Genomic DNA, 25,753 nt, shown 5'->3' with positions numbered 1-25,753 from the left:
GAGCCGGGTTACGCGGGTTGCACCCGCCCTACGACACCGGTTTGCTACGCCGGGCTCTCCCGATGCGACGCGATCGCTTCGGTCGGCACCAGGAGGCTCGCGCGTGGGTTGGCGATTTCGATGCCCAGTTCGCGGAAGCGTTCAAGGATGCGGCGGTTGATCTCCCGCTGCACACCCCAGCGGCCTTTATCGACGCAACGCATCTGCCCTGCGAGTGTCACCATCGAGCCGTCTACCGAATCCACACCCCAGACTTCGATGTCGTTGAGGATCAGGTCCTTGAAGGCCGGGTCTTCGCGCAGGCCCGTCCCGATGGCCTTCAATTCTGCGATGACGCGTTCCACATCCGTTTCATAGCCGACGCTGATGCGGATAGCGGCATTGCCAATGCCTCGGTTGGTGTTGTTCACCGTCGAGACCGAACTGAACGGCACGATGTGTAGCGAACCATCGCCCGCCCGCAGGCGCACGGTACGAATGGACAGGTATTCCACCGTCCCGGAAACGCCCGCGACAGTCACCCAGTCGCCGACCTGCATGGCGTTCTCCATCAGTAGGAATATCCCGGTGATGAAGTCCTGGACCAGCTTCTGCGAACCAAAGCCCAGCGCCACGCCGATGATGCTGGCGCTGGCGAGCAACGGCGCAGTGTTGATGCCGATCTGGCTCAACGCCGTGAGGATCACAGTGAGCGCGATGATGATGAACAACCCGGTACGCAGCATCGGCAGCAGCGTGCGCAGGCGGGCGGCACGGAGCAGATCGCCTTGCTGGGTCCAACGGCGCAGCCGGCGGTTGACCACCAGATTCGCCCATTGCCAGACGAGCACGGCACTCGTCGCCGCGATAAGAATGGTCGTCGCCGCCGACATTAGGCTGCGGCCGATGGTGCCCTGTGCGAACCAGCCGATGGCGTTGAAGCCCCAGGCCTGGAACAGCGCCACGGCGGTGCCGACAGCGATCGCCAGCGTGGTCACGCCTCGCGCCACGGGGTAGTAGTGATGCAGCGACAGGCTCGCCGTTGGTTCTTCGGCGCCCGGCTCGCTGTGAAATAGGCGCCCGAGCGCACCGTGTACCACGACCGAGGCCAGGTGCCCAGCAACGAGGATAGCCCCGGAGATCGCCAGGAAATTGAGCAGTTTGGGGAAGCCGTCTTCAACCCCCATCGCCCACACCAGCCAGGCGCCTAAGACGGCAGCCGAGGCAAAGACCACCCAGATTTTCGACAGCCAGTTGCGTGCCCCCGCCCAGGCGCCGCGTGCGTCTTCTTTCGCGCGGATCATGTCCGCGACGGGCTTGCGCAACTGGAAAATCAAGATCACGGCGAAGACATGGACCAGCAGCGAAATGCATTTGAGCACCAGGATCCGGTTCTCCGAACCTTCTCCCAGGATTTCCACCGCCTCGGCCAGCGCCATGCCGAAGGTAGCGGTGGCCACGAACCGCCGGGTCCAGCGTTCGAGGATTTCGCCGACCCGTTGGCTGACGGGAATCATCTGCAAGCTGTGGCCACGTGGAGAAACCAGCAAACGCACGATCGCCATGGTCACGCGGGTCGTGACGTAGGCGTTGACGAAGTTTTCCAGCACAGGCGCGACTACGGCATTGCCGTCTGCGTAACTGCGCAAGGTCATGGCAGCGGCGGCGAAGAATAGGGCCAGCGGTAATAGGTCGAGCAGCAGAGCGGCCGTGGCATAGGGCAGCCGATGGATGGCGCTGACCCGCCGGCGGGTTTCATGCTCGTAGTGAGGCTCCGGCGGAACGGTTTCGGGGACCGGTTCTGGCGCAGGCCCAGCAGCCTGCTGAGGGGCAATCGGAATGGCCTCCAGCTCCTCCTTGCCGTCGCGCTGGACCTGTACCAATGCCACGTTATCGACGGGCGGGCGTGTGCCGCCGGCTTGCGGCGAAGCGGGTTCGGGCGGGGTCGCTTCCAGTGGCGCCTGGCGCGCGATGATATCGGCTTCTTCGGCGTGGCGAATGAGCCTGCGCTTGGGAAAGGACAACAGCCAACGCAAGCTCCATTCGACGGCCAGCCCCACCGCGAATACCAACGCCAGGCCCATGAGTACCAGCGTAAGCCGTTCCCGGCCTTCGTCGTTATCGAAGCTGGCGCGCCACCAGTCCGGCAGGTCCCGTGCTGCGCGTTGCAGCTGTTTCATCTGGCGGCCCAGTCCGTCGCCCCAGTCACCAATCTGCTGGATGGTTCGCGCGATCAGGCCGCCTTCTTCTAGGGGGACGATAGCCGCGGGCTCTTCGGGCGCCGCCTCTACCGGTGCGGCTTCCGCTGGTGGCGCTGCTTCGGCTGATTCGACCGCCTTGGCTGGGGCGTTTGGGTCTGCCAACGCCTTGAGTGCCACCATCACGTCTTGCCGACGCTCGCGGTCCTGAAGCACATCGATCGCCCGTTGGGCGTCGGAAGGAGACAGTGAGGAAGGATCAGCCGGTGCGGCAGTGGTCCCGAAGGTCGGCAGGAACGATAGGCACAGCAGCGGCAGGTAGCGGAGGATACGCATGGGATGTCCGGGGCATTGATACCTAGTCTGAGAACGTTCGCTTCGCGGATTTATCCGCGGCAGGCCTGAAATCTCCCAGGTAGACTCGTCGCGATAGTCAAGGCCGGACGTAGGGGCACTTCACTCTGCGTTAGCGTGCCCGAATTCTCATTCGAACAGGAGGCTGTATGAACATTCGCCCGATCGCCGAGGCCGATTTCGATCAGGTCTGGCCCATCGTTCGCGACGTGGTGCAGGCACGGGAAACCTATGCGCTTGACCCTGACATGGATCGCGCCGCGGCGTGGAAACTTTGGGTCGAGTTACGGCGTGCGACCTTCGTGGCCGAAGAGAACGGACAGATCCTGGGGACCTACTACATCAAAGCCAATGCTGCCGGGCCTGGAGACCATGTTTGCAATTGTGGCTACATGACGGCAGCCGCCGCGCGCGGCAAGGGCGTTGCGCGCGCCCTGTGCGAGCACTCCCTGGAGACGGCGCGGGAACTGGGCTTTCGTTCGATGCAGTTCAACTCGGTGGTCTCCACGAACGAGATCGCGGTTGCGCTCTGGAAAAAGCTGGGCTTCCAGATCGTCGGCACATTGCCAGAGGCCTACCGACACGCGACACAAGGCCTGGTGGATTGCTACGTCATGAGCCGGAAGGTGTAGCGGATGAATGTCGCACTCAAGTGAATCAATACGGGGCCGATAACGGAGCGAACAATAACGCTGCGTCCGTTCGATGGATGAGCCGGACGCTCACACATCAAGGCCCTCATCATGTTGCGCAATTGGAATATCGCTCCCCGCGCTGCACTCGGTTTCGGAATCATCGCCCTGCTCGTCGCATTCGTGGGGCTGTTCTCTCTACAGAAGATGTCCAGCATTCGCGAACGCGGCATCATCGTCGAAACGGATTGGGTGCCCAGCGCTCGTATCGTCAGTGGCATTCGCGAAAACATGCTGCGGATGCGCACCATCTCGCTGCGTATGGCGATGGACCCGGACCCATCGAGCATTGGCACCTATGAGAGCCAGTACCAGACGCGCAACAAAGCCCTTCTCGACGGTATAAAAGAACTCGAGCCTTACATCGATTCACCGGACGAGCAGCGCATCTTCGATGCGTTCATGAAGGACTTCGCGGTGTATCAGCAAGGCATGCTTGATTCCTTCCGCTTTTCGCGCAGCGGCGACCGCGAGGCGCTCAACAAACTCGTTCTCGTCGATATGAAGCCGGTAGTGGATGGCACTGGTAAACAGCTGGGCGAGCTCGGTGATCTCTATCTCAAGGGGGTCGAGCAGGAGGGCCAACGGTCCGCCGAGCATTACGCCAGCTCGCGCCTGATTGTCAGTGTCGTGATCGCGCTCGCCGCACTCGTTACGGTCCTGATGGCTTGGCTGCTGACTCGGAGTATCGTTCAGCCGCTGCGTGCCGCCGTAGACGCCGCTCGCAGCGTGGCCGAAGGCGACCTCACGCGACGCATCGAAACCGATGGCAATGATGAAGTGAGTGCGTTGCAGCTCGCGCTGCAACAAATGCAGGACAACCTGCGCCGGACGCTGGCGCAGATATCCGGATCGGCCACTCAACTGGCCGCCGCAGCGGAAGAGTTGAATGCCGTCACCGAAGAAGCAGGCCGTGGTTTGCAGCAGCAGAACGATGAGATCGAGCAGGCTGCCACGGCGGTGAACGAAATGAGCGCGGCCGTGGAAGAAGTCGCACGCAATGCCGTGTCGACGTCGGAAGCGTCGAAGCACTCGAGCACTTCGGCGCTGACCGGTCAGAACCGCGTGAACGAGACCATCGGCGCCATCAGCGGGCTGTCGCAGGAAGTGCAGTCCACTGCCTCGCTCGTCAGCCGCCTCGCGGACCAGTCGCAAGATGTCGGTAAAGTGCTGGACGTCATTCGCGCCATCGCCGAACAAACCAATTTGCTGGCCCTCAACGCGGCGATCGAAGCCGCTCGGGCGGGTGAGTCCGGTCGTGGTTTCGCCGTGGTGGCCGATGAGGTTCGCGCCCTGGCGCACCGCACCCAACAGTCGACGCTCGAGATCGAACAAATGGTCTCCGGCATGCGCGACGGTGCCAGTCAGGCGCTGACGGCGATGCAGACGAGCAGTGCGCGAGCCCAGTCGACCCGCGAACTGGCCGAGAACGCTGGGCACGCCCTGAATGAAATCACCTCGTCGATCAACGAGATGTACGAGCGCAATCTCGTGATCGCCAGTGCCGCCGAAGAACAGGCCCAAGTCGCCCGCGAGGTAGACCGCAACCTGGTCAATATCCGCGACCTGTCCGTGCAGTCCGCCACGGGTGCCCACCAGACTAGCGCCTCGAGTCACGAGCTTTCACGACTCGCGTCCGAGCTCAATTCGCTGGCGGGTACTTTCCGGGTTTAGCTACGAGCCCGTTCGCGGGCGATGTCGCGCCGATCCCGGTTCAATAGCGCTTGGCATGCGTATCCACAGCTGGTGAGTACGTGTGTCTGGCGAGTACTCGAGTGGGCGTCCTGTCCTTGTAAATACCGGCATCGCCCGCTCCCGCGACGTCGCCTAACGGCGTGCACCCTGGTCGCTCGTTTTCCGCCTATTGCGCTTCAGCACTGTGCATCCCGATACACGCCGGTGCCGTCGAATCCGTTCGGTGCCCATGAAACAGGTCAATAGCCGAGGTTGGCCTGTGATTTGCTCTGTGAAATTTACACAGTTGTGAAAGTTTCACAGATGACCGACTCAAATCTTGGCCACCGCGACCCTGCCCCCGAAGGCGAACCGAGTGATTCGGCGCCGCAGCGTATCAACACGTTCATCGATATCTGGCTGGGCGAACAGTTGCGTCATCGGCGCAAACAGCTCGGCAAATCGTTGAAAGCGGTCGCTCATGGTTCGGGTATCTCCGTTAGCTTGCTCAGTCAGGCCGAGCGCGGCCTGCGCTCGCTGTCGTTGCGCACCTTGAGTGCCTTGTCGCAGACGCTCGAATTGCCTATGGAGGCCTTGATCCGCAACACGCAGCACCAGGACAGCGAGGCCCATGGCGCCGTGGTGCGTGCGGGGCAGCATCACCGCATCGACGTGCAGAGCAAGCGCATTCACAAGGAAAACCTGTCACCGCCGAGTGCGGGAGGGGCCGTCGAACTTTATCGCGTCGTGATAGAGCCTGGCGGCTCCACGGGTGATGGGCTTTTCACCACGCAGCGCAGCGATCAGATCGGCTACATCGTCGACGGTCAGCTGGAGTTGGTCATCGAGGAACAACTGTTACGCCTGGGTACAGGTGACAGTTTCTGTTACGACGGCGCCACCCCGCGCCGTTGGCGTAACCCCGGAGACACGTTCACCACCGTGATCTGGGGGATCGCTCGCAAGGCATAACCATCAACTGCATCGAGGGAACCGCACCATGAAACGCCACATCATTGCCGCACTGTTCTCCGCCGTGACCTTGGCTGCTGGCGCAGCGAGCGCCGAAACGCTCAAGGTCGCTTCAACGCCGACCGGCAGCCCGTTCACGTTCCTCGACACCAAGACCAATAGCATCGAAGGGGTGATGGTCGACATCGTCAAGGCGGTCGGCAAGGAGGCCGGATTCGAAGTTCAGATCGAACCCATGCAGTTCTCCGCGTTGATCGGCTCGCTGAAGTCCAAGCGCGTCGACCTGATCTCCGCCGCCATGTTCATCACCGAAGAGCGCAAGAAGGTGGTCGACTACTCTGCCCCTGTCTACAGCTACGGCGAAGGTGTGGTTGCGCCAACAGAGGACACCACCGCATACACCAAGCTGGAAGACCTCAAGGGCAAGCGCATCGGCGTCCAGGTGGGCACCGCCTTTGTCGCGCCGCTACAGTCCAGCGGCCTGTTCAGCGAGGTCAAACTGTACGACACCACCGCGGACCTGATGCGTGACGCCAACGCCGGCCGTATCGATGTGGGCATGCTCGATTACCCGATCGCTGCTTACGCCATCTCCCAGAAGAATTTCCCCAACCTGCGCATGGTGGACAGCTTCAAGCCGACCATGGTGAGCGATATCGGCATTGCCACCAACAAGGACAATCCTGAGCTCCTGGCCAAGGTGAACGCCGCAATCGAGAAGCTGAAGGGCGACGGGACGATTGACGCGATCGTCAAGAAATGGGGGCTTTAACCGTCTTGGGTCAGGCGTCGTAGGGTGGGTTCGCGCGGCGTAACCCACCTTTCAACGCAGCCCTGCCACGCCGACGTAATACCAAAGACGCATCTCGCGGATTCGGGCGTCACAGCTCACCGCGATATTCGCGATAACCACGGTGGAAGCCTCGTGCGGGGATTCCACCCTACGGCTTCGGCCTGTTCGTTATTTATGCACGCGTGACGGCGATTCGCTCCGCCATCATGCCGAACCAGGAAGCTTTCCATGTCCGAATTCCTGCAACGCTCCGTGGAGTATTTGCCGATCCTGCTGCAGGGGGCCTGGCTGACGATTCAGGTCACCGTCGGCTCGCTGATCCTGTCCACGTTGCTCGGCCTCGTCTGGGCGACCATGCGGGTGTCCGGCATCCCGATCCTGATGTGGATCAGTGCTTCCGTGATCAACCTGCTGCGCGGCATTCCGATCATCGTGCTGCTGTTCTATATCTATTTCGTGATGCCCGACCTGGGTCTCTCGTTGAGTGCGTTGCAGGCCGGCATCATCGGCCTGGGCATCGCCTACTCCGCGTATCAGGCCGAGAACTTCCGCGCCGGCATCGAGGCCATCGATCGCGGCCAGATAGAAGCCGCCGAATCCATGGGCATGAGCTGGTGGCTGATGATGCGGCGGGTCATCCTGCCGCAGGCGTTTCGCATCGTCCTGCCGCCCTATGGCAACACCATGATCATGATGCTCAAGGACTCCTCCCAGGCGTCCACCATCACCGTGGCCGAGCTCGCCTTGCAGGGCAAGCTGATCGCCACCTCCACCTTCCAGAACGCCACGGTATTCACCCTGGTCGCGCTGCTCTACCTGGTCATGTGCGTACCGTTGATCCTGCTGGTGCGCCACTTCGAAAAACGGGGGCAGAAATGATCGAGATCAAGGGACTCAAGAAGGCCTACGGCAACCTCGAGGTCATCAAGGGCGTCGATGCCCGCGTCGAGCGCGGTGAGGTGGTCTGCATCGTCGGCCCGTCGGGCTCGGGCAAGTCGACCATCCTGCGTTGCATCAACGGCCTGGAGGACTACCAGGGAGGGCGCATCGAGATCGACGGCCAGCATGTCGACCGTCACTCGAAGCAGATCAAGGCGATCCGCACGGAAGTCGCCATGGTGTTCCAGCGCTTCAATCTGTTCCCGCACCGCACCGTGCTCGAGAACATCATCGAAGGCCCGGTCTTCGTGAGGGGCGAACCTCGCGAACAGGCCGTTGCGCATGCGCGCGAGTTGCTTGCCAGCGTCGGGCTGGAAAGCAAGGCGGACGCTAAACCGAGCCAGCTGTCCGGTGGGCAGCAACAGCGTGTGGCCATTGCCCGTGCCTTGGCGATGCGGCCCAAGGCGATCCTGTTCGACGAACCCACGTCAGCGCTCGATCCGGAGTTGGTGGGTGACGTGCTGGACGTGATGCGCCGCCTCGCCGAAACCGGCCTGACCATGGTCGTCGTGACCCACGAAATGCAGTTCGCCCGCGAGGTCGCCGACCGTGTGCTGTTCATCGACGGCGGTGTCATCGTCGAACAGGGCCCTGCGAAAGAACTCCTCAACAACCCTCAGCAAGCACGAACTCAGGATTTCCTGCGGCGCGTGCTGCATCCGATGTGAGTGCTGATCATGTCGCCTAACTATTTCCCGCTACAGCCTTCTCTTTGGGCGGCCACGGCCGTCGCGCCACCGCCTAGCACCTCGTTGAATGAACGTCTCAAGGCCGACGTCGTGATCATCGGCGCCGGATATTGCGGGCTGAGCACCGCACTGCATCTGGCGGAGCAGGGCGTCAACGTCGTCGTATTGGAGGCCGAAGAAGTCGGCTTTGGCGGCTCCGGTCGCAACGGCGGGCAAGTGATCCCGGGCCTCAAGTTCGACCCCAGCGAGTTACTCAAGCAGTTCGGAGAAAAGCGCGGCCAGGAACTGGTGGATTTCGCCGGCAGTACGGCTGACGCGGTGTTCGATCTTATCGACCGGCACGGGCTGGACGTTCCGCATGTCCGCAAGGGCTGGATTCAGGGTGCGCATACCACGGACGCCCTGAAACTGGCCGAGCGCCGCGCTAAAGACTGGGCCGCGCAAGGTGTCGCAACGCGATTGCTGGATCGCGATGAAACGGCGCGCTTGCTAGGCACGAGCAAATACTATGGCAGCTGGGTGGACCCGCGTGCGGGCGGTGTACAGCCCCTGAGCTACGCCCGCGAATTGGCTCGCGCCGCTATAGGTGCAGGTGTTCGTCTGTTTACCCGCTCGCGGGTTACCGGTCTGGAACGTGTGGGGCAAGGGTGGCGTGCCGCCGTCGGAGCTGCCGGGCAGGTGGACGCCGAGCGCGTGGTGATCTGCACCAACGGCTACAGCGACGACCTCTGGCCGGACCTGCGTAAGAGCATCATCAACGCCAACTCCTTCCAGGTCGCCACGGCGCCATTGCCGGAGTCGGTGCGTAGCAGCATCCTGCCCGAAGGACACGTTTCATCCGATGCGCGCAATCTGCTGCTGTACTACCGCATCGACCATACGGGCCGGTTGCTGATGGGGGGCCGCGGCACGTTCCAAGAGCCCGATCCGACGCGGGTGGATCACTGGTCACACCTGGAAGCTGCCGTCGCCAAGCTGTTTCCGCAGACGGCGGGTATACCTTTCGAATACCGCTGGTGCGGCCACGTGGCGGTTACACGCGATTATCTGCCGCACCTGCACGAGCCGGCGCCGGGTGTGTTGATCGACATTGGCTGCCAGGGGCGTGGCGTTGGTTTGCAGACGCGTATGGGGCAGGCGATGGCACGTTATCTGGTGACGGGTGATCGCGATGCCTTGCCAGTGGTGCCCAGCGGGATTCATACCTTCCCGCTGTACGGTTTGCGTCGGTTGTATATCTCGGCGGTGATCGGCTGGTACCGGCTTACGGATGGTGGTGTTTGAGGGCTCCTAGAGCCTGTTCACGATCTTGCGAGCCGTTACGCACCGCCCCTGTGGGAGCGGGCCATGCCCGCGAAGGAGTGATGCAGGTAAAACGGTGGTGACTTGAGCTCGCTTCGCGGGCATGGCCCGCTCCCACGGTGGGGATATGCATTCATACGTTTCTAATAAAGTGCGTTGGCTGAGGGAAAGATCTTGAACACATTCTTACTAGATCTGCGTAAGGCTTGAGATCGCTCTGGGCCACCTCTCACCTATAGGAGCGAGCTTGCTCGCGAATGTAGCGGCATGACCAACACCGGTTTCGCGCCTGGAATTGCACTCGCGGGCAAGCTGATCGCAGCCCGGCCCGCCCCTACAAAAGCCGCCTTCACCGCGCCGCGTAAGATCGTCGAATCACCGTACTTGTAGGAGCCAGCTTGCTGGCGATCGGCCTTTCAAAAGCATCGCCAGCAAGCTGGCTCCTACAGGTAGAGCTGTTCCACTCACCCCCAAGCAATTCATGCCGCCGCCCCCCGGCAAAACGGAATAATGCGTTCCCGCATCGGTCATTTCAGCGCGTTCATATTTGGCGGAATCATTAAATTGGTCAGAGGCGAGGACGCGCCCGAATCGCGCGGATTCAGGCGTCAGCGAAAAACGTCCCGCCATTCTTCAGCACTGCCTTCATCTGGAGATTGACCATGACCCACGTAAGCAAGCGAGTATTCCCGCTGTTCGCCGTTGGCCTGATGGCCCTGAGTGGCGCCAGCGTCGCTGAAGAGATCACCTTCGTGTCCCAAGGGGGCGCCTATCAGGAGGCCCAGGCCAAGGCCATTCTTGAGCCCGCTGCCAAGAACCTTGGGCTGACGCTGAAACAAGACAGCTCGCCCAAGGCCTATCCGATCATCAAGACGCAGGTCGAAAGCGGCCAGGTCAGCTGGGACGTAGTGGACCTGCCCACGGGCGACTGCGTACGCGGTCAGGCCGAGGGCCTGTTCGAGAAGCTCGATCCCGCGCTGATCCCGAACCTCGCCAAATTGCCCGCCGAATTGAAAGACGACTACATGGCGGGCTACATCAGCTACTCGACGGTATTGGCCTACCGCACGGATGCCTTCGACGAAGAAAGCGCGCCGAAGACCTGGGCCGATTTCTGGAACACCAAGGACTTCCCAGGCGCCCGCTCGCTGCGCAACCTGCCGCGCCCAACGCTGGAAATCGCCCTGCGGGCAGACGGCGTACCGGCAGACAAGCTGTACCCACTCGACGTCGACCGCGCCTTCAAGAAGCTCGAAGAGATCAAGCCGGAGATCACCACCTGGTGGACCTCGGGTGGCCAGTCCGCGCAGCTGATCAGCGACGGTGAAGTGGACATGGTGCAGATCTGGAACGGTCGTGTGTCCGCCGTTCAAGCCGCTGGTGCGCCGGTCGCCTTCACCTATAACGACGGCATTCTGGAAACCAACTCCCTGTGCGTGCTCAAGGGCACCAAGCACAAGGACGCGGCCATGAAGTTCGTCAACGAAGCCATCAGCGCCAAGCTGCAGGCGGCCTTGCCGATGATCATCGACTACGGCCCGCTCAATCCTGAGGCCTTCAAGGAAGGCACCATTCCAGAAGAACGCGCGGCGGTCCTGCCGTCCTCGCCGGAGAACATGGCCAAGCAGGCCGTGCTGTCGGCCAAGTGGTGGGCCTCTGAAGAAGGCGTGAAAGCGGAAGAGCGCTGGCTGTCGTTCGTTCAAGCCAGGTAATTGGGGGGCTCCAGCATGTCCGAATCGTCAACGGTCCAGGCCATGCCTGGGCGCCAACCGCAGATGCAGGACAAGGGGCTGTTCACCAGCCCCGATGTCCAGCGTGAAGAGCGTAAGGAGCACCTGACCATGGTGCTCCTGCTGACACCCGCGCTCCTGATGGTCGCCGTACTCCTGCTGCTGCCCATGTTCTGGCTTGGGCTACAGTCGATCCAAGGTGAGGACGGATTCTCCCTCGCCAACTACACGCGAATTTTCACCGAAGCCATCTACTGGGATACCTTCGGCACGACCTTGCAGATCAGCCTGATCGTCACGGTCCTGTCCATTCTGCTTGGCTTTCCTATCGCCTACGCGGCCGCGCGCACCAGCGGCCTCATATCGAGCCTGATCCTGCTCTGTGTGATCCTGCCGTTCTGGACCAGCGTGCTGGTGCGTTCCTACGCCTGGCTGGTGCTGCTGCAACGGCGCGGCGTGGTGAATCAGACCTTGATCGACCTCGGCATCATCAGCCGGCCGCTGGAGTTGGTGCATAACGCCACCGGCACCGTGATCGGCACGCTGCACGTGATGCTGCCGTTCATGGTTCTGCCGCTGTATTCGGTGATGAAGAAGATTCCCAACGACCTCCTGCTGGCGTCGGATAGCCTAGGGGCGAAACCGTTCTACACCTTCCGCCGCGTGTTCCTGCCGATGGCGGCACCGGGCGTGATGGCAGGTTCGATTCTCGTCTTCGTCATCTGCCTCGGCTTCTTCATCACGCCGGAGCTGCTGGGCGGCGGGCGCACCGTGCTGGTGTCCATGCTGGTGCAACGTAACGTCGAGCTCTACCACGCCTGGGGCGCGGCGAGTGCGGTTGGCCTGGTGCTGCTGGCGGTGGTGTTCCTGATCTTCTGGGCGGTGAACAAAGTGATACCCATCGAACGTGTGCTGGGGGTGCGCTGATGAACGTCCTGCGAAGCCTCAAGCCGTCGCGCATCCTGTTCGCCGCATTGGTCGCGCTGATCCTCGCGTACCTGGTGATCCCGGTGCTGATCGTCATCCCGATGTCCTTCTCCGAGGCGCGGTTCCTGCAATTCCCGCCGAAGGCCTATTCACTGCGTTGGTACGAGGCGTTCTTCAGCAGCATCGAATGGATGTCGGCAACCAAGGTGAGCTTCATCGTGGCGGTCGCCACTACCGTAATCAGCCTACCCATCGGCATCGCAGCGGCCTATGCGATCAACAATTCGACGCTGAAAATCATGCGCACCCTGCAGTTGGTGCTGCTGTTGCCGATGATGGTGCCGATCATCCTCATCGCGGCGGGCGTGTTCTTCGTCTATGCGCGGGTTGGCATGATCAGCACGCTGCTTGGGCTGGTCTTCGCCCACATCATGCTGGCGTTGCCCTACGTCATCATCGCGGTGCTGGCGGGCTTGCGTAACTTCGACATGACCCAGGAAATGGTCGCCCGCAGCCTGGGCATGAACCGCTTCCGAGCGTTCATGGCGGTAACCCTGCCGCAGATCAAGCCGAGCGTGGTGTCAGCGGCCTTGTTCGCCTTCATCACCTCGCTGGATGAAACCGTCGTGGCGCTGTTCATCTCAGGCGGTAGCAACGAAACCATCACCAAGCGGATGTTCACCGCACTGCGTGACGAGATCGACCCGACCATCGCCGCCATCAGCACGATGCTCGTGGCGATTACGTTGCTCATGGTGATGATCGCCGGGCGCGGAGGGAATAAGCAGGCGTGATCTACGCCAGAACACGCTCTTTGTAGGAGCCAGCGTGCTGGCGATCGCGTTCAATCAGGCAACGGTACATCGTCGGTTAGATCGGATCGCCAGCAAGCTGATCGCAGCCCGGCTGGCTCCTACAAAAACGGACCGCACACCCTGCCGTCACATCCTGAAATACGGCATCTCTTTCCATCTTCAGCCGCGATTCGGCACCTCGCCTTCGCGGCATTTTTTTAGACTTTTTCCATCGACCCCCACGAAGAATCCACCATGCTCAGAACCCGATTGAAAGACCCGTCCCTGCTGGTCGACCGTGCTTATGTCGGTGGTGAATGGATCGCTGCCGACAACGGCGCCACGCTGCCCGTGATCAATCCTGCCGACGGCAGCGAAGTCGGTCGCATTCCGGCGCTGGAGGCTGAAGAAACACGCCGCGCCATCGAATCCGCCGACCAGGCCTGGAAGAGCTGGCGCAAGGTCACGCCGGCGGAACGCGCCAAGCTTCTGGAAAAGTGGCACCAGCTGATGTTGGAGAACCAGGACGACCTGGCCCAGATCATGACCGCCGAGCAGGGCAAGCCGCTGGCTGAGTCCCGTGGCGAGATTGCCTACGCGGCGACCTTCATCAAGTGGTTTGCGGAGGAAGCCCGGCGCATCTACGGCGACACCATTCCCGCGCCGACAGCGGATCGCCGCATCATCACCTTGAAGCAGCCAGTTGGCGTCGCCGCCGCCATCACGCCATGGAACTTCCCGGCGGCGATGATCACTCGCAAATGCGCGCCTGCGCTGGCAGCAGGCTGCACGGTGGTCGTCAAACCTTCCGAAATGACGCCGTTCTCGGCCTTGGCGCTGGCAGTATTGGCTGAGCGCGCGGGCTTTCCAAAAGGCACGATCCAAGTCGTCACCGGCCTGCCTGCGGGCATCGGCAGCCAGCTCACCGGTAACCCCTTGGTGCGTAAACTCACCTTCACCGGTTCCACCAATGTCGGCAAATTGCTGATGAGCCAGTGCGCCGACAACATCAAGCGCCTGAGCCTGGAGCTGGGCGGAAACGCACCCTTCATCGTGTTTGATGACGCTGATCTGGACCTCGCCATCGCGGGCGTGATGCAGAGCAAATTCCGCAATGCCGGGCAGACCTGTGTGTGCGCCAACCGCATTCTCGTGCAGGACGGCATCTACGATCGCTTCGCTGAGCGGCTGGCTGCGGAAGTCGCCACGCTCAAGGTCGGCAATGGCCTGGAAGAAGGCGTCACGCTTGGGCCGCTGATCAACCGGGCTGCGGTCGATAAGGTCGCCGCGCATATCGGTGATGCCTTGGAGAAAGGCGCTAAGGTGTTGCTAGGTGGTGCACCATCCGGCGACGACCTCTACACCCAGCCGACCATTCTCACGGACGCTACGCCTGACATGCGCCTGGCGGGCGAAGAGACCTTTGGCCCGGTCGCACCGTTGTTCCGCTTCTCTACGGAAGAGGAAGCCATCGAGCTGGCCAACGCCACGCCGTTCGGTCTGGGGGCTTACTACTTCACGCAAGACATGCGCCGTTCATGGCGTGTGGGCGAGGCGCTGGAGTTCGGCATGGTCGGGCTCAACACCGGCGTGATCTCGATGGACGTCGCGCCCTTTGGCGGCATCAAGCAATCCGGTATTGGCCGTGAGGGCTCGAAGTACGGTCTGGACGAATTCCTTGAGATCAAGGCGTGGCATATCGGTGGGTTGGATTGATCTGTACGATGAAATGTACGCGTAGGGTAGGTCAGGCGGCCAACGCTACCTGTAGGGGCGGCCGGGCGGCGATCCGCTTTAGCCGCCTTGGCGACTAAAGTCGCCCCTACAATGTGCGGAAACATTTAACCCCATCGGCCTCATCCCGCCTTGATCAAACTCCGCAGCGGCATGGCGTTCTTGATCACTGGCGACTTGATGACGATGTAGCTGAAGTACTTCTCGATGCCGATGTTCTTGTCGAGGATCGCTTCCATCAGCTCCTGGTAGTGCTGGATGCTGCTGGTGATGAAACGCACCAGATAGTCGTAGCCACCGCTGATGAGGTGGCATTCCAGCACCTCGTCGACGTTGCGGATGTACGACTCGAACTTCACGAAGTCGCCACGCTTATGGTCGGACAGAGTGATTTCGGTGAATACGGTGACGGTGTTCGCCAGCTTGGAAAGGTCGACATGCGCTTCGTAACCGCTGATGAAGCCGGCCGACTCCAGTCGTTTGACGCGTTGCAGGCAGGGGCTGGGTGACAGGCCGACCGCCTCGGCGAGGGCGACGTTGGTCATGCGACCGTCTTTCTGTAGTTGCACCAGAATGTTGATGTCGATCCGGTCCAGCTTCATGCCTGCGTCCATCGAAAATCCCTCACACCCAAAAATATCTCGTCAGAGGTTGGTGCGTTACGCCCGTAACGCGATCTGGTGTGCATGAACCAGATCGGCGAGGCTTGCGTATTCGCACCGTTTTACATCGATGGCCTGCGCCGCTTTCTGCCACGGCAAGCCGTGACGACGTCGCAACGTGCAGACCGGGAAGTCCACCACGCCTTGCCAGGGATCGTCCGTTGCCGGGCTGCGCACGGGCAGTAAATCGGAGCGATCCAGGTCCAGCGTTTTCAAAGCCTTGTCCAGCGCACTGTGAGGATCTTCTGCCCGGTGGTCGACGATGGCGTCGAAGGTCACGGGCAGGCGTTCGGTCAGCACGGTGGCGTCGTCCATGTCCGCCGGTGGAAGCAATACCAGGCGGTAGAACTTGCTCAGGTACATCAGGGCGCCTGGGGCGTCTTCGAAGATCGGCCAACGTCCTGCGTTGTTACCAAAAGCGAGCCCGGCATCCCAGTCTTCGGGTTGCTGCAAGTCCTGCGCCAGACGCAGGTAGGTTTGCGCATGCAGCGCTTTTTGGCCGGAGGAAGGCGCCTGCGTCCGCAGCTCACCGAGGGTCCGCACATAGGCGGCCATCAGCCATTTCGGTTGCGTGTGCGCCAACAAGGGGCGCAGACCTTCCAGTACTCCCCCTTCGCGATCCATCAGCGTGCCGTAGCAGGAGAAGCCAAGCGCCTTGTACTGCGTGATCCTCATCGAAGTCTTCCTCGTGCCTTCACGCTCTGTTGTAGATCCGTCCGAACGGTGTGCCCGAGCGAGATCTGCGCGTCGTGTTCCATGCCGATAACGGCCCGTGCCAGCGCTGGGGGTGCGAGGCGCACCACCGTTTCCTGCATCGTTTTGGGCCGATGAATGGGGCGGCGCTTGCACAAGCGTTACCGTCCGCCCCAGTCGGGTGTCACGCGCCGGCCTTCACCAAGGCGGTCTTCAACGCCTGCAAGGCTTCGGCCAATTGCGCGTCGGTGGTGGTCAGGGGTGCGAGGAAGCGGATGACGTTTCGGTGGACGCCGCACTTGATGACCAGCAGGCCGGCTGCGCGGGCTTCATCGATGATCTTCTGTGCGAGCGTCGCATCGGGCGTTTTTGCCTCGTCGTCGGCGACGATCTCGATCGCCAGCATGAAACCGAGGCCGCGGACTTCGCCAATCCGGGGGTGGCTTTTCTGCAGATCGAGAAGGCCGCTGCGAAGCTGCGTCGCCAGGCGTTCGCCCTGGCCGAGCAGGTCTTCTTCCTCGAACAGGTCCAACACCGCGAGGGCCGCAGCACAGGCGACGGCGTTACCGCCGTAGGTGCCACCGAGACCGCCAGGTGTGGGTGCATCCATGATCTCCGCCCGCCCGACGACGCCGGACAGCGGTAGACCGCCCGCCAGGCTCTTGGCGGTCGTGACGAGGTCCGGCTGGATGCCGGAATGCTGGAAGCCGAACAGTGTGCCGGTACGCCCGAAACCCACCTGGATTTCGTCGCAGATAAGCACGATGCCATGGCGTGTGCAGAGCGCGCGCAGCGCTTGCATGAATTCCACCGGTGCCGGGAGAAAGCCGCCGTCGCCCTGGACCGGCTCGATGATGATGGCGGCGACGCGATCAGGTGCGATGTCGGTGGCGAAGACTTCTTCCAGCCCCTGCAGGGCCTTTTCGGTCGTCACGCCACGGAACGCATTGGGGTAGGGCGCGTGGAAGATGTCCGAAGGGAAGGGGCCGAAATTTTGTTTGTACGGGGTGCCGAACCCGGTGAGCGTGACGCCCAGCAGGGTGCGGCCATGGAAGCCACCGCGGAACGAGATCACACCCGGGCGGTTCGTGTAGCTGCGGGCGATCTTGATGGCGTTTTCGACGGCTTCGGCGCCGGAGGTGAAGAGCACGCTCTTGTAGTGCTCATCGCCACCGATCAGTTTGTTCAGCCGTGCGCAGACCTGCAGATAGCTGTTGTAGGCGACGACCTGAAAGCTGGCGTGGGAGATTTCGCCTACTTGGCGACGTACCGCCTCGACCACCTTTGGATGGTTATGGCCGGTGTTGAGTACGCCGATCCCACCGACGAAATCCAGATAGCGCTTGCCGTCGACATCCCACAATTCCGTGCCCTGCGCGCGAGCGGCCACCACCGGGTGGGCCGTCAGGATGCCGCGCGGCACATGTTGTTCACGAAAGGCCAGGAGGGTGTCGTTGTGGTTGCCAGCAGAAGTCATTTCGGTCTCCATCAGGTGCCAGGACGGCAGGGGCGTTAGGGAGAGCGTACGCAGCCGGCAGGGTGGCTAACGCTGAAGTTGCCGTTCAGTAAGTTGAGATCGGTTGTTTTGCGGAGGTGCCGCAGCATATTTCGCTGCGGGTATTTCGTGGCGTTACGCGTAGGCGAAACGCCGCGCGGGTGGCTTCTGAAGTTGTGGGAGCGGGCCATGCCCGCGATGTTGAACCAGACAGCCGCTAATCGCGGGCATGGCCCGCTCCCACAGTTGAAGAGCTATTCAGTCAGATTTGGATGACAAGCAGCGGCTGGCTCTTCATAAACCAAGAAGTCAAGCTGCCTTGGGCACCACGATGGTGTCTTCCGGATGCAGGCGCAGCGATAGGGGCGCACCGACCTGAGGCAGGCGCAGGTTGCCTTCATGATGGCTGGATTGGCGGAAGCTGATCTGCTGACCCCCTTCCAGCTCAACGAAGATCTTCAGGCTTTCGCCTTGGAAGACGATGTCGGAGACCTTGCCATTCAAGCGGTTCCACTCGGCGCCGGCAGCATCGGTGTCGAGCAGCAGCTTTTCCGCCTGGACCGCCAGGAAGAGATCGCTGCCAACCGGCACCGGGCGGTTCGTTCGTAAGGCGGTGGTACCAAGCATCAGGGCATCGCTGGAGCCGCGCTTGAGTGGGACGAGGGTGCTTTCACCGATGAAGCTCGCGACGAAGTCGTCGTTGGGGTAGTCGTGCAGCCGACGTGGCGTATCTACTTGGACGAGCTTGCCACCCTTCATCACCGCAATGCGGTCGCTCATGGTCAATGCTTCACGCTGGTCGTGAGTGACGTAAACCATGGTGGCGCCGAGACGCTTGTGCAGGGCGCGCAGTTCGATCTGCATGATGTCGCGCAATTGCTTGTCCAGCGCCGACAGGGGTTCGTCCATGAGGATCAACTTGGGCTCGAAGACGATCGCCCGGGCCAGCGCGACACGCTGGCGTTGTCCGCCAGAAAGCGCGGATATGTCGCGATCTTCATAGCCCTTCAGTTCCACCGTCGCCAACGCGCGCAGCGAACGTTCGCGAGCGCTGGCCGCCTTTTCGCCGCGGGCCTTGAGCGGGAACGCAACGTTCTCCAGTACCGTCATGTGCGGGAACAGGGCGTAGTTCTGGAACACCACGCCGATGTCGCGCTTGTGCGGCGGCATCAGGGTCACGTCTCGCTCGCCGAAAAGGATCTTGCCGGAGCTCACGCGGTTGAAGCCGCCGAGGATGCTGAGCAGTGTGGTCTTGCCCGAGCCGGACGGGCCAAGCAGCGACATGAATTCTCCGGCCTCGACCTTCAGGTCGACGTTGTCCAGCGCCTTGAGACTGCCGTAGTGCTTGCAGACCTTGTCCACGGTGACGGACTCGAAGCCTTCATTGAAGCCTTGCATGGTTCCTCCTGCGGCATCGAGCGCCGATCGAACGGTTGTGGTGCGGCGTAGGGCTCGCCACGATTCACGATTCGTCCATCTGACCATAGCCGGTCTCGCTGGAGATGCTCTTTTCGGCCTCGTCTGGCAGTGCTTCATGCTTTTCTGGGCCCGGCAACGAACAGAATATTCTTCGGTGACCGACCATCATGGAGCGACCCATGATCTGCAACCGATTGGACGTCCCATGGCACTGCTTTACAAGGCATCCCCAGAACGCGCGAGTGCATGGCAACGCTGCCTCGCGGTCGAGCATCCTAGCCTCGAATTTCGTCAGTGGCCCGACATCGGTGACGCGCGTGAGATCGAGTACATCATCGCCTGGGAATCCCCGGCGGATCTGGCCGACTTTCCTAACCTGCGCATCCTGTTTTCGGTAGGGGCTGGCGTAGACCAGTTCGATCTTTCGCGGTTGCCGCCGCAAGCCAGCTTGGTCCGGATGGTCGATACGTCGATCTCCGCGAGCATGAACGAATACGTGGTGTGGGCGGTGATGAATTTGCATCGTGACATGCTGGCCTACCGTGAAGACCAGCGCGTAGCGCGTTGGGCGCCGCAACCTATTGTTTCCGCCGGCCGGCGGCGTGTCGGTGTCATGGGACTTGGTCAGCTGGGGCTTGCGGTCATCGAGGCGTTGCGCCCGTTCGGTTTCGAGCGCTTTGGCTGGAATCGCTCGCCGCGGGAAATCGAGGGCGTGACGACTTACGCCGGTAGCGAAGGGCTCGAGGCATTCCTGGGGCAGTGCGACATTCTGATCAACCTGCTGCCGCTGACGCCGGAGACGCGCGGCCTGCTCGATGCGCGGTTGTTTGCCGCGCTGCCGCATGGCGCAGGGCTGATCAATACGGGCCGCGGAGGGCACCTGATCGAGGCCGATATGTTGACCGCGCTAGCCAGCGGTCAACTGCGCGGGGCGATTGTGGATGTCTTCGAAGAGGAGCCGCCTGCAGTAGATCATCCGTTCTGGACGCATCCGCGCATCGTCGTGACGCCCCACATCGCCAGTACCGTGCAGATCGAAGGCGGGGCGGCAGCGGTGGCCGAGAACATTCGCCGCGCCGAGGCCGGAAGTCCCTTGCTCAATGCGGTGGATCGGCAACGCGGGTATTAGGTTCTGTACGAACCTAAGCGTCAACGCTGCGCTTCAGGGGTTCGTACGTCGCGCCATAACTGCGCGGGCCAAGGAAAGGCATCAGGAGGTTTCGCACCGCGGTCGGCAATCGGGCTGCGCGGGACATCCGGTCGGTCATCGTTTGTACGTGATCGACCCGCGCGCGTCGCCGCTGCTCATATTCGGCGGGGACATCGGTCCAGTTCTCACGCGATCCTAGCAGCCTGCTCAATACGATGACGTCTTCCAAGGCAAGCGCCGCGCCTTGAGCCCAGACCGGCGCAGTCGCGTGCGCGGCATCACCTATCAACAGAACGCCGGGCCGGCCCCAGCGTGAGAGCCGCACTTCTTCCAAGGGTGAATAGTGGAGTGTCTGCGGCTGCGCGAGCGCCTGGTTCACGGCCGAAACCACTGGAGCGGGAAAGCGTCGCTTAAGTTCGCCCAGGATTGTCGCGTCTCGAGTGTCTCGATCGCTGCCGAGCGCCGCTGCCCATCCGTAGACCTGATCATTGTCTACCGGGAGAAGATGCACCATCGCCTTGGCGCCGGCCCAGACCGTCCAGCAGTCCACGCCGGGATTCGACACCATGAACCGCCAACTCGCTGAGGACAAGCGTGCTGCGGTCGGTACTTCATGGTCGAAGCAGTGTTGTCGGACCGTCGAGTTCACGCCATCTGCGCCGACGAGCAAGCGGGTCGAGAGGCTGTCCGGTAACGACGTCGTGACCTGTACTTCAGCGTCTTGCGTCTGGACTCCAGTGACCCGAATGCCACGTCGGATACGTTCTTCAGGCACACCCGCGGCCAGCATCATCATGAGATCGCCACGGCGCAGGCATCGCGGCGTCAGTGTTTCGCCCCAGAACGCTGCTTCATCCACCGCGAACAGCAGGCGGCCCTGGTCGGTGCGGTACTCGCGACGCCGAACCGGTCGGCCACGCGCTTCCAGCGCCTCCGCAAGACCCAGTGCGTGCAGCGAAGCGATGGCATTGCCTGGCAGGTTAATCGCCAAGCCGGCGTCTGCCGCGCAAGTCCGTTGTTCCAGGGCTACAGCGTTGATGCCTTGCCTGAGCATCTCTCGCAGGCCAGCCAGGCCTGCAATACCCGCACCGCTGATAACGACGTCGTGATGCAATGACATTGGATGCCCTTTTCCGAAGGAAGAATGCTGGCCATTGAGCTGAAGGGTAGGAGGCGGCAAGCCTTCAACGCCTGATAAAGACAGCCCACAAATGGGACGTGCAGTGAGTTGCGCGAAGGAGCGAAACGGTTCCAACCTGAAGCGCGAATACTGTCGAGGAGGCTGGGATGGCACCCACGACGAGAAATGCCGTCGTCGGCGCGAATGAGTGCGAGAGGGGCGCCGCTGAGCGGCTAGGGCGCGCTCAAGAAAGAATGCAGAACAGCTTCTTGACGGTCACGTCGTTGCGCCAGGCATTGGTGGCGCCGGCGGGAATCAGGATTGCCTCGCCCGCCGCGACATCGAAGCGCCCACCGGTTGGTGTGTCGAAACCGACCGCACCCTCGTAGAACACCATCAGTTCGGTGTAATCCGGCTCTACCTGTTTGCGCGCATACGGCGTGCACTCCCAGAGGCCGATACGCAGGCAACCGCCGCTTTTGAACTGGGTGTTGCTATGGGCGGTTGGCGTGTCGGTCAGCAATACGGAAGCTGCCGGGGGATTGCAGGGCTCCAGCGTCGCGGCAGGGTCTATCTTCACGGGCTGCGCGGGCATCGGCCGTTCTGCCGCCTGGCCGTTGAAGACCATGAAGATGCGGCGCAGCTCGCCGTCGTGACGCCAACGTACGTTCGATCCGCGAGGCACGATCAGGACCTCTCCGGGACCCGCGCTCAAGGCAAAATCGTCGCCTTCGACGTGCAGGGTGCCGGCTTCGACGAGGCTAAGTTCGACCCAGGGAAACGCCTCGATTCGGTGGTTGGCGGTGACGCTGCGGGCCGTGCCGACGGCGTATCCGCGTTGCAGGTCATGCAAATGAAACTGGCGGCCGGCGGGCAACGGGTCGTGCCGCAGCGAAAACGGCAGCGTGGCAGGCAACTGGCGGTCGGAAGCGGGGCGGGAAAAATGCAGAATTGGGAGCATCGTCGAGAAGTGTCCAAAGAATGAGCGATGGAAGGGCCGCCGAGTGCTGGTCAGCGGCCGATCACATCGAGGAACTGTTGCCAGCCCGCGGCGACGCGTACGCCGGGTGCCCGGAACGCATGCAGCGGAATGGGGTTGAATCCTTGGGCCACCATCAGCCCGACATCCGCTTTCTCGCCGAGGCTCATCGCCGCGACTTGCTGGCCGAGGTAGGTCGACAGGGCAACGCCGCCGCCGTTATAGCCGATGGCATAGAGCTGCCCATCGCTCAATTGGCCGGCGTGGGGCAGGTAGTCGAGGGTCATGGCGACCAGGCCGGACCAGCGATAGTCGATTCGAGTCTCGGCGAGCAGGGGGAACACCGTGCCCATGCTGCGCTGCAGGTCGCGGAATGCGGATTCGGAATCGGCTTTGCCGAAGGCGCCGCGGCCGCCGAAGATCAGTCGATCACCGACCACGCGGAACCAGCGCAGCATGCGCTTGGTATCGCCGCAGACCTGGCCGCCGGGCATGATCCGGGCAAGTACGTCCGGCGCCAGCGGTTCGGTCGCGATGATCGCGCTACGAAAGGGAATGAGCCGACGGTGCAGGGAATCGGTGAGGTGTGTTTGGTCGGAATGGCCGTTGGTGGCGTAGATCACTCGCTTGGCCAGCACGCTACCGGTGTGCGTACGTAGGCGGAAACGGCCTTGCTCGGGCTGCACCGTCAGCACGGGGCTGTTCACGTACAGTTTGACGTTGCGCTCCATCAATGTGCGCGCAAGCCCGCGGGCGTAGTTGAGCGGATGGATGCCACCGGCCTTCGGTGTCAGGAGACCACCGTAGTAAAGCGCTGAGCCGGTCAGTTCGCGGACCTGGTCACGTGAGATGACCACGGATGAGGTGCCGCCGGTTTCTCGGCGAATCCAGTCCGCCGTGCTTTGCAGACCCTGTAGCGCATGCTCGGTGTGAGCGGCTGCGATATGCCCCCCGAGCGTTAGCTGGGCTTCGTGCAGTCCGAGGGTATCGATGTTTTCTGCCAGCGCGTCGATCGCCGTATAACCCAGCTTGTACATGTGCAGGGCCGCCTCGCGACCGTGCTTGGCCATCATCCCCGCGAAGCTGACGCGAAACTTGGGGGATACCACGCCACCGTTACGGCCACTGGCGCCCCAGGCGATGCTGTTGGCCTCTAGCACGATCGGCTCCTGACCGGCCTTTACCAATCGGTGCGCGGCCGCCATGCCGGTAAAGCCGCCCCCGACGATGGCCACATCGCAGTGCTGATCGCCTTGCAACGGAGGGAGGGTCGGCGTAGGTATCGCGGTCGCGTTCCAGAGAGAGTCAGGGGTCATCGGGGCATCTGCGAAAATGAAATCGGCTCCGCCCCGGCGACCCTGCGGTGTGGTCGCACGAGGCGGCAGTAGCTTATGGGCGATCAGTTGCCGAGTTCGGCCTCGACCGCGTCCGCCAGTTGCGCGAGCGAGGTGTAGTGGTAAGTCGGCTCGGTGCGATCGGATTCGAGAGTGCCACCCGTGCCCTTCTTGTCGAAGCGACGCTCGATCCAGCAGGTGGTGTAGCCCAGACGCATGGCGACGCCAATGTCGTGGTACTGGCTCTGCGCGGTATGGATGATGTCTTCGAAGAGAATGCCGTGGGTCGATAGGGCGCCACGCACGAACGCGAAGTACTGCGGGTCCGGCTTCTCGTAGCGCGAGTCGTCGATGGTGAATTCGTAGTCGAACGGGTTATCCAGCGTCCTCGCCATGTAGTCTAGCGCCCAACGCTGGCCGTTGGTCATCGCCACCAGTTTGTAGTGCTTGCGCAGGCGCTTGAGGGCTTCGATGGAGTCGGGAAATGCCGGCCAATCCTTTACCGATTGCGCGAGACCCTTGGCGTTCTCTTCGCTGTCCGGCAAGCCCAGCTCGGCGGCCATTAGGTGATAGCAGCGCTCCAGGTCATCCGGGAACCAGATCGAACCTTCCTTGGCGCGGGCGTAACGGTAGGCCTTGAGGATGTCATCGTCGCTATGCGCCTTGCCAGCCTCGCCGCTGACCGCACGCACGTGGTTGAGGATACCGGCTTCGAAATCGATGAGCGTGCCGACGACGTCGAACGACATGGCTTTGAACGGGCGAAAGGACATGGGACGGAAGCTCCTTGGCTTACGGTGTGTTCGGATGGCCCCAGTATCCGCGCGGCACTCTCGCTGGATGTTCCGTTTTGTGTTGGCGATGAAACATAACCTACCGTTTTGGCGGATTCGCCAGCAGTAATGTTTGGTGGGTTATCGACCTTCATGCAGCAACAAGCGCACGCGACTGAAGTCGCCCCTACAGAAAGCCGCTGCCCTGTAGGGGCGACCGGGCGGCGATCCGCTTTAGTCGCCGACGTCCGCGGAACGATTGCGCTAGGTACGTTAGGCCCAAGTATGTTGACGACGTCACAGGGCGGGTGAAGCCCGCGTGGTTATGCCTTGAAAGTCGCGGGTTTCACTGTCCCTACAGAGGGACGGCGACAGCACTTACATCGTTATCCCAGTCGCTCCGACAGACCGGCGGCAAGATGGCGAATGAACGCCAAGAAACGTGGTGGTACATGGCGGCGGTGTTGGTAGACAGCATAAAGATCGGCCCTCGGTGCCTCGTAGTCGGTCAGGAGGGCGATGAGTTCACCGGACTGCACATGCTTCTGTACGTCCCAGCGCGATCGCAGAATCAACCCATGGCCGTCCAGCGCCAGCCGCATTGCGACTTCACCATCATTGCTCGATAGCGTGCCTGAAACCTTCTGACTGAACTCTTTACCGTCCTGGCTGAAGCGCCATACGGCGTAATCGCTTTCGTACTGACGCAGGACTATGCAGTTGTGCTGGGCGAGCTGCGCCACATCCGTCGGTGTTCCGGCGCGCTCGAGATACGCCGGCGAGGCGCAGAGTACGCGAGGGTTATCCAGCAGACGGTGTGCGACCAGCCGAGAGTCCGGCGGCTCGCCAAAGCGCAGGTCAATGTCGACGCTCGCATCCTGCAGGCTTACTGGTTGCGCGGACAATTGCAGCGAAAGCTCCAGATGCGGATGCGCGGCGGCGAACGCCGAGAGCAGGGGGGCGATATGGCGCCGGCCGAAGCCGAAGGAGGCGTTGATCTGCAATCGTCCGCGCAGAATGGGTTGGCGCTGGGCAACGGCGCTCTCCAGCTCTTCGAGCTGGCGGAGGATGGGGCGCGCGCCTTCCAGGTAGAGCTGGCCTTCCGGTGTCAGGTCCAGGCGCCGCGTAGTGCGCCGCACGAGTTGCACGCCCAGGCGCTGCTCCAGAACCGTAAGGCGTTTACTGACCGCCGCCAGTGATAGGCCCAATTCACGCGCTACCGCCGTCAGGCTGCCGCCGCTGGCAACGCGTTGGAAAAAGGCGAGATCATCCGTCGAAGTGATGGATTCTTTACCTTGTTTCAAGAATGGATTTCCTCAGAGGCGAATTGTGCATGTGAGATGAGTGAATA

At 62.0% G+C, this 25,753-nt stretch carries 22 protein-coding genes; 12 read left to right on the top strand and 10 right to left on the bottom strand.

Annotated elements, in window-relative coordinates; translation table 11 throughout:
• Positions 1–44: 44 nt before the first annotated feature.
• Positions 45–2,513 carry a mechanosensitive ion channel family protein gene (locus IEY47_RS09545; protein ID WP_188983000.1) on the bottom strand — a complete coding sequence of 823 codons (2,469 nt, stop codon included), beginning with the start codon at positions 2,511–2,513 and terminating at the stop codon, positions 45–47.
• Positions 2,514–2,680: 167 nt separating this feature from the next.
• Here IEY47_RS09545 and IEY47_RS09540 point away from each other — a divergent pair, with 167 nt between their 5' ends.
• From IEY47_RS09540 to IEY47_RS09490, 11 genes are all read left to right on the top strand, one after another.
• Entirely contained in the window at positions 2,681–3,163 is a 483-nt protein-coding gene (locus tag IEY47_RS09540) for a GNAT family N-acetyltransferase (RefSeq protein ID WP_188982999.1), read from the top strand.
• 108 nt (positions 3,164–3,271) lie between these two features.
• Entirely contained in the window at positions 3,272–4,897 is a 1,626-nt protein-coding gene (locus IEY47_RS09535; protein WP_188983398.1) for a HAMP domain-containing methyl-accepting chemotaxis protein, read from the top strand.
• Between the two features lie 324 nt (positions 4,898–5,221).
• Entirely contained in the window at positions 5,222–5,869 is a 648-nt protein-coding gene (locus IEY47_RS09530) for a helix-turn-helix domain-containing protein (RefSeq protein ID WP_188982998.1), read from the top strand.
• Between the two features lie 28 nt (positions 5,870–5,897).
• On the top strand, positions 5,898–6,641 hold the full coding sequence (locus tag IEY47_RS09525; protein ID WP_188982997.1) for an ABC transporter substrate-binding protein: 744 nt from the start codon (positions 5,898–5,900) through the stop codon (positions 6,639–6,641).
• Between the two features lie 249 nt (positions 6,642–6,890).
• Positions 6,891–7,541, top strand: a complete 651-nt coding sequence (locus IEY47_RS09520; RefSeq protein WP_188982996.1) for an amino acid ABC transporter permease — start codon at positions 6,891–6,893, stop codon at positions 7,539–7,541.
• Positions 7,538–8,269: an amino acid ABC transporter ATP-binding protein gene (locus tag IEY47_RS09515; protein WP_188982995.1), complete on the top strand. Its 732-nt coding sequence runs from the start codon at positions 7,538–7,540 to the stop codon at positions 8,267–8,269. The genes IEY47_RS09520 and IEY47_RS09515 overlap by 4 nt, the downstream gene beginning before the upstream one ends.
• A gap of 9 nt (positions 8,270–8,278) precedes the next feature.
• The gene (locus IEY47_RS09510) at positions 8,279–9,574 is read left to right on the top strand and encodes an NAD(P)/FAD-dependent oxidoreductase (protein ID WP_188982994.1); all 1,296 of its coding nucleotides are present in this window, start codon (positions 8,279–8,281) and stop codon (positions 9,572–9,574) included.
• 680 nt (positions 9,575–10,254) lie between these two features.
• Positions 10,255–11,304: an ABC transporter substrate-binding protein gene (locus IEY47_RS09505; RefSeq protein WP_188982993.1), complete on the top strand. Its 1,050-nt coding sequence runs from the start codon at positions 10,255–10,257 to the stop codon at positions 11,302–11,304.
• A gap of 15 nt (positions 11,305–11,319) precedes the next feature.
• Positions 11,320–12,249, top strand: coding sequence for an ABC transporter permease (locus IEY47_RS09500; protein ID WP_188982992.1), 930 nt, complete (start codon positions 11,320–11,322; stop codon positions 12,247–12,249).
• Entirely contained in the window at positions 12,249–13,043 is a 795-nt protein-coding gene (locus IEY47_RS09495) for an ABC transporter permease (RefSeq protein ID WP_188982991.1), read from the top strand. The genes IEY47_RS09500 and IEY47_RS09495 overlap by 1 nt, the downstream gene beginning before the upstream one ends.
• A 255-nt stretch (positions 13,044–13,298) precedes the next feature.
• Positions 13,299–14,759 (top strand): NAD-dependent succinate-semialdehyde dehydrogenase, encoded by a 1,461-nt coding sequence (locus IEY47_RS09490; protein ID WP_188982990.1) that lies wholly within the window; start codon positions 13,299–13,301, stop codon positions 14,757–14,759.
• A 140-nt stretch (positions 14,760–14,899) separates the two neighbouring features.
• Here the strand turns inward: IEY47_RS09490 and IEY47_RS09485 are convergent, their stop codons facing one another.
• The 4 genes from IEY47_RS09485 to IEY47_RS09470 form a co-directional block, all read right to left on the bottom strand.
• Complete coding sequence (locus IEY47_RS09485) at positions 14,900–15,391, bottom strand: Lrp/AsnC family transcriptional regulator (RefSeq protein ID WP_188982989.1); 492 nt, start codon at positions 15,389–15,391, stop codon at positions 14,900–14,902.
• A 45-nt stretch (positions 15,392–15,436) separates the two neighbouring features.
• Positions 15,437–16,114 (bottom strand): HAD family hydrolase, encoded by a 678-nt coding sequence (locus IEY47_RS09480; RefSeq protein ID WP_188982988.1) that lies wholly within the window; start codon positions 16,112–16,114, stop codon positions 15,437–15,439.
• A gap of 202 nt (positions 16,115–16,316) precedes the next feature.
• Positions 16,317–17,609: a 4-aminobutyrate--2-oxoglutarate transaminase gene (gene gabT, locus IEY47_RS09475; RefSeq protein ID WP_188982987.1), complete on the bottom strand. Its 1,293-nt coding sequence runs from the start codon at positions 17,607–17,609 to the stop codon at positions 16,317–16,319.
• A gap of 327 nt (positions 17,610–17,936) precedes the next feature.
• Positions 17,937–19,025 carry an ABC transporter ATP-binding protein gene (locus tag IEY47_RS09470; RefSeq protein ID WP_188982986.1) on the bottom strand — a complete coding sequence of 363 codons (1,089 nt, stop codon included), beginning with the start codon at positions 19,023–19,025 and terminating at the stop codon, positions 17,937–17,939.
• Positions 19,026–19,251: 226 nt separating this feature from the next.
• Here IEY47_RS09470 and IEY47_RS09465 point away from each other — a divergent pair, with 226 nt between their 5' ends.
• The gene (locus IEY47_RS09465; protein WP_188982985.1) at positions 19,252–20,175 is read left to right on the top strand and encodes a 2-hydroxyacid dehydrogenase; all 924 of its coding nucleotides are present in this window, start codon (positions 19,252–19,254) and stop codon (positions 20,173–20,175) included.
• A gap of 13 nt (positions 20,176–20,188) precedes the next feature.
• Here IEY47_RS09465 and IEY47_RS09460 read toward each other — a convergent pair whose 3' ends face one another.
• From IEY47_RS09460 to IEY47_RS09440, 5 genes are all read right to left on the bottom strand, one after another.
• Positions 20,189–21,316 carry an FAD-dependent monooxygenase gene (locus tag IEY47_RS09460; protein WP_188982984.1) on the bottom strand — a complete coding sequence of 376 codons (1,128 nt, stop codon included), beginning with the start codon at positions 21,314–21,316 and terminating at the stop codon, positions 20,189–20,191.
• Positions 21,317–21,560: 244 nt separating this feature from the next.
• A complete protein-coding gene (locus IEY47_RS09455) occupies positions 21,561–22,277 on the bottom strand; it encodes a cupin domain-containing protein (RefSeq protein ID WP_188982983.1) in 717 nt (238 codons plus the stop codon).
• Positions 22,278–22,327: 50 nt separating this feature from the next.
• On the bottom strand, positions 22,328–23,611 hold the full coding sequence (locus IEY47_RS09450; protein ID WP_188982982.1) for an NAD(P)/FAD-dependent oxidoreductase: 1,284 nt from the start codon (positions 23,609–23,611) through the stop codon (positions 22,328–22,330).
• A gap of 83 nt (positions 23,612–23,694) precedes the next feature.
• Positions 23,695–24,402: an HAD family hydrolase gene (locus tag IEY47_RS09445; protein WP_188982981.1), complete on the bottom strand. Its 708-nt coding sequence runs from the start codon at positions 24,400–24,402 to the stop codon at positions 23,695–23,697.
• Between the two features lie 386 nt (positions 24,403–24,788).
• Positions 24,789–25,706, bottom strand: a complete 918-nt coding sequence (locus IEY47_RS09440; RefSeq protein ID WP_229779347.1) for a LysR family transcriptional regulator — start codon at positions 25,704–25,706, stop codon at positions 24,789–24,791.
• Between the last annotated feature and the right edge of the window lie 47 nt (positions 25,707–25,753).

This window comes from Pseudomonas matsuisoli, from assembly GCF_014647635.1.
GTDB classification, from domain to species: Bacteria; Pseudomonadota; Gammaproteobacteria; order Pseudomonadales; family Pseudomonadaceae; genus Pseudomonas_P; species Pseudomonas_P matsuisoli.
The sequence above is the reverse complement of the archived record's forward strand: the minus strand, read 5'-3'. Positions and strand labels throughout refer to the sequence as shown.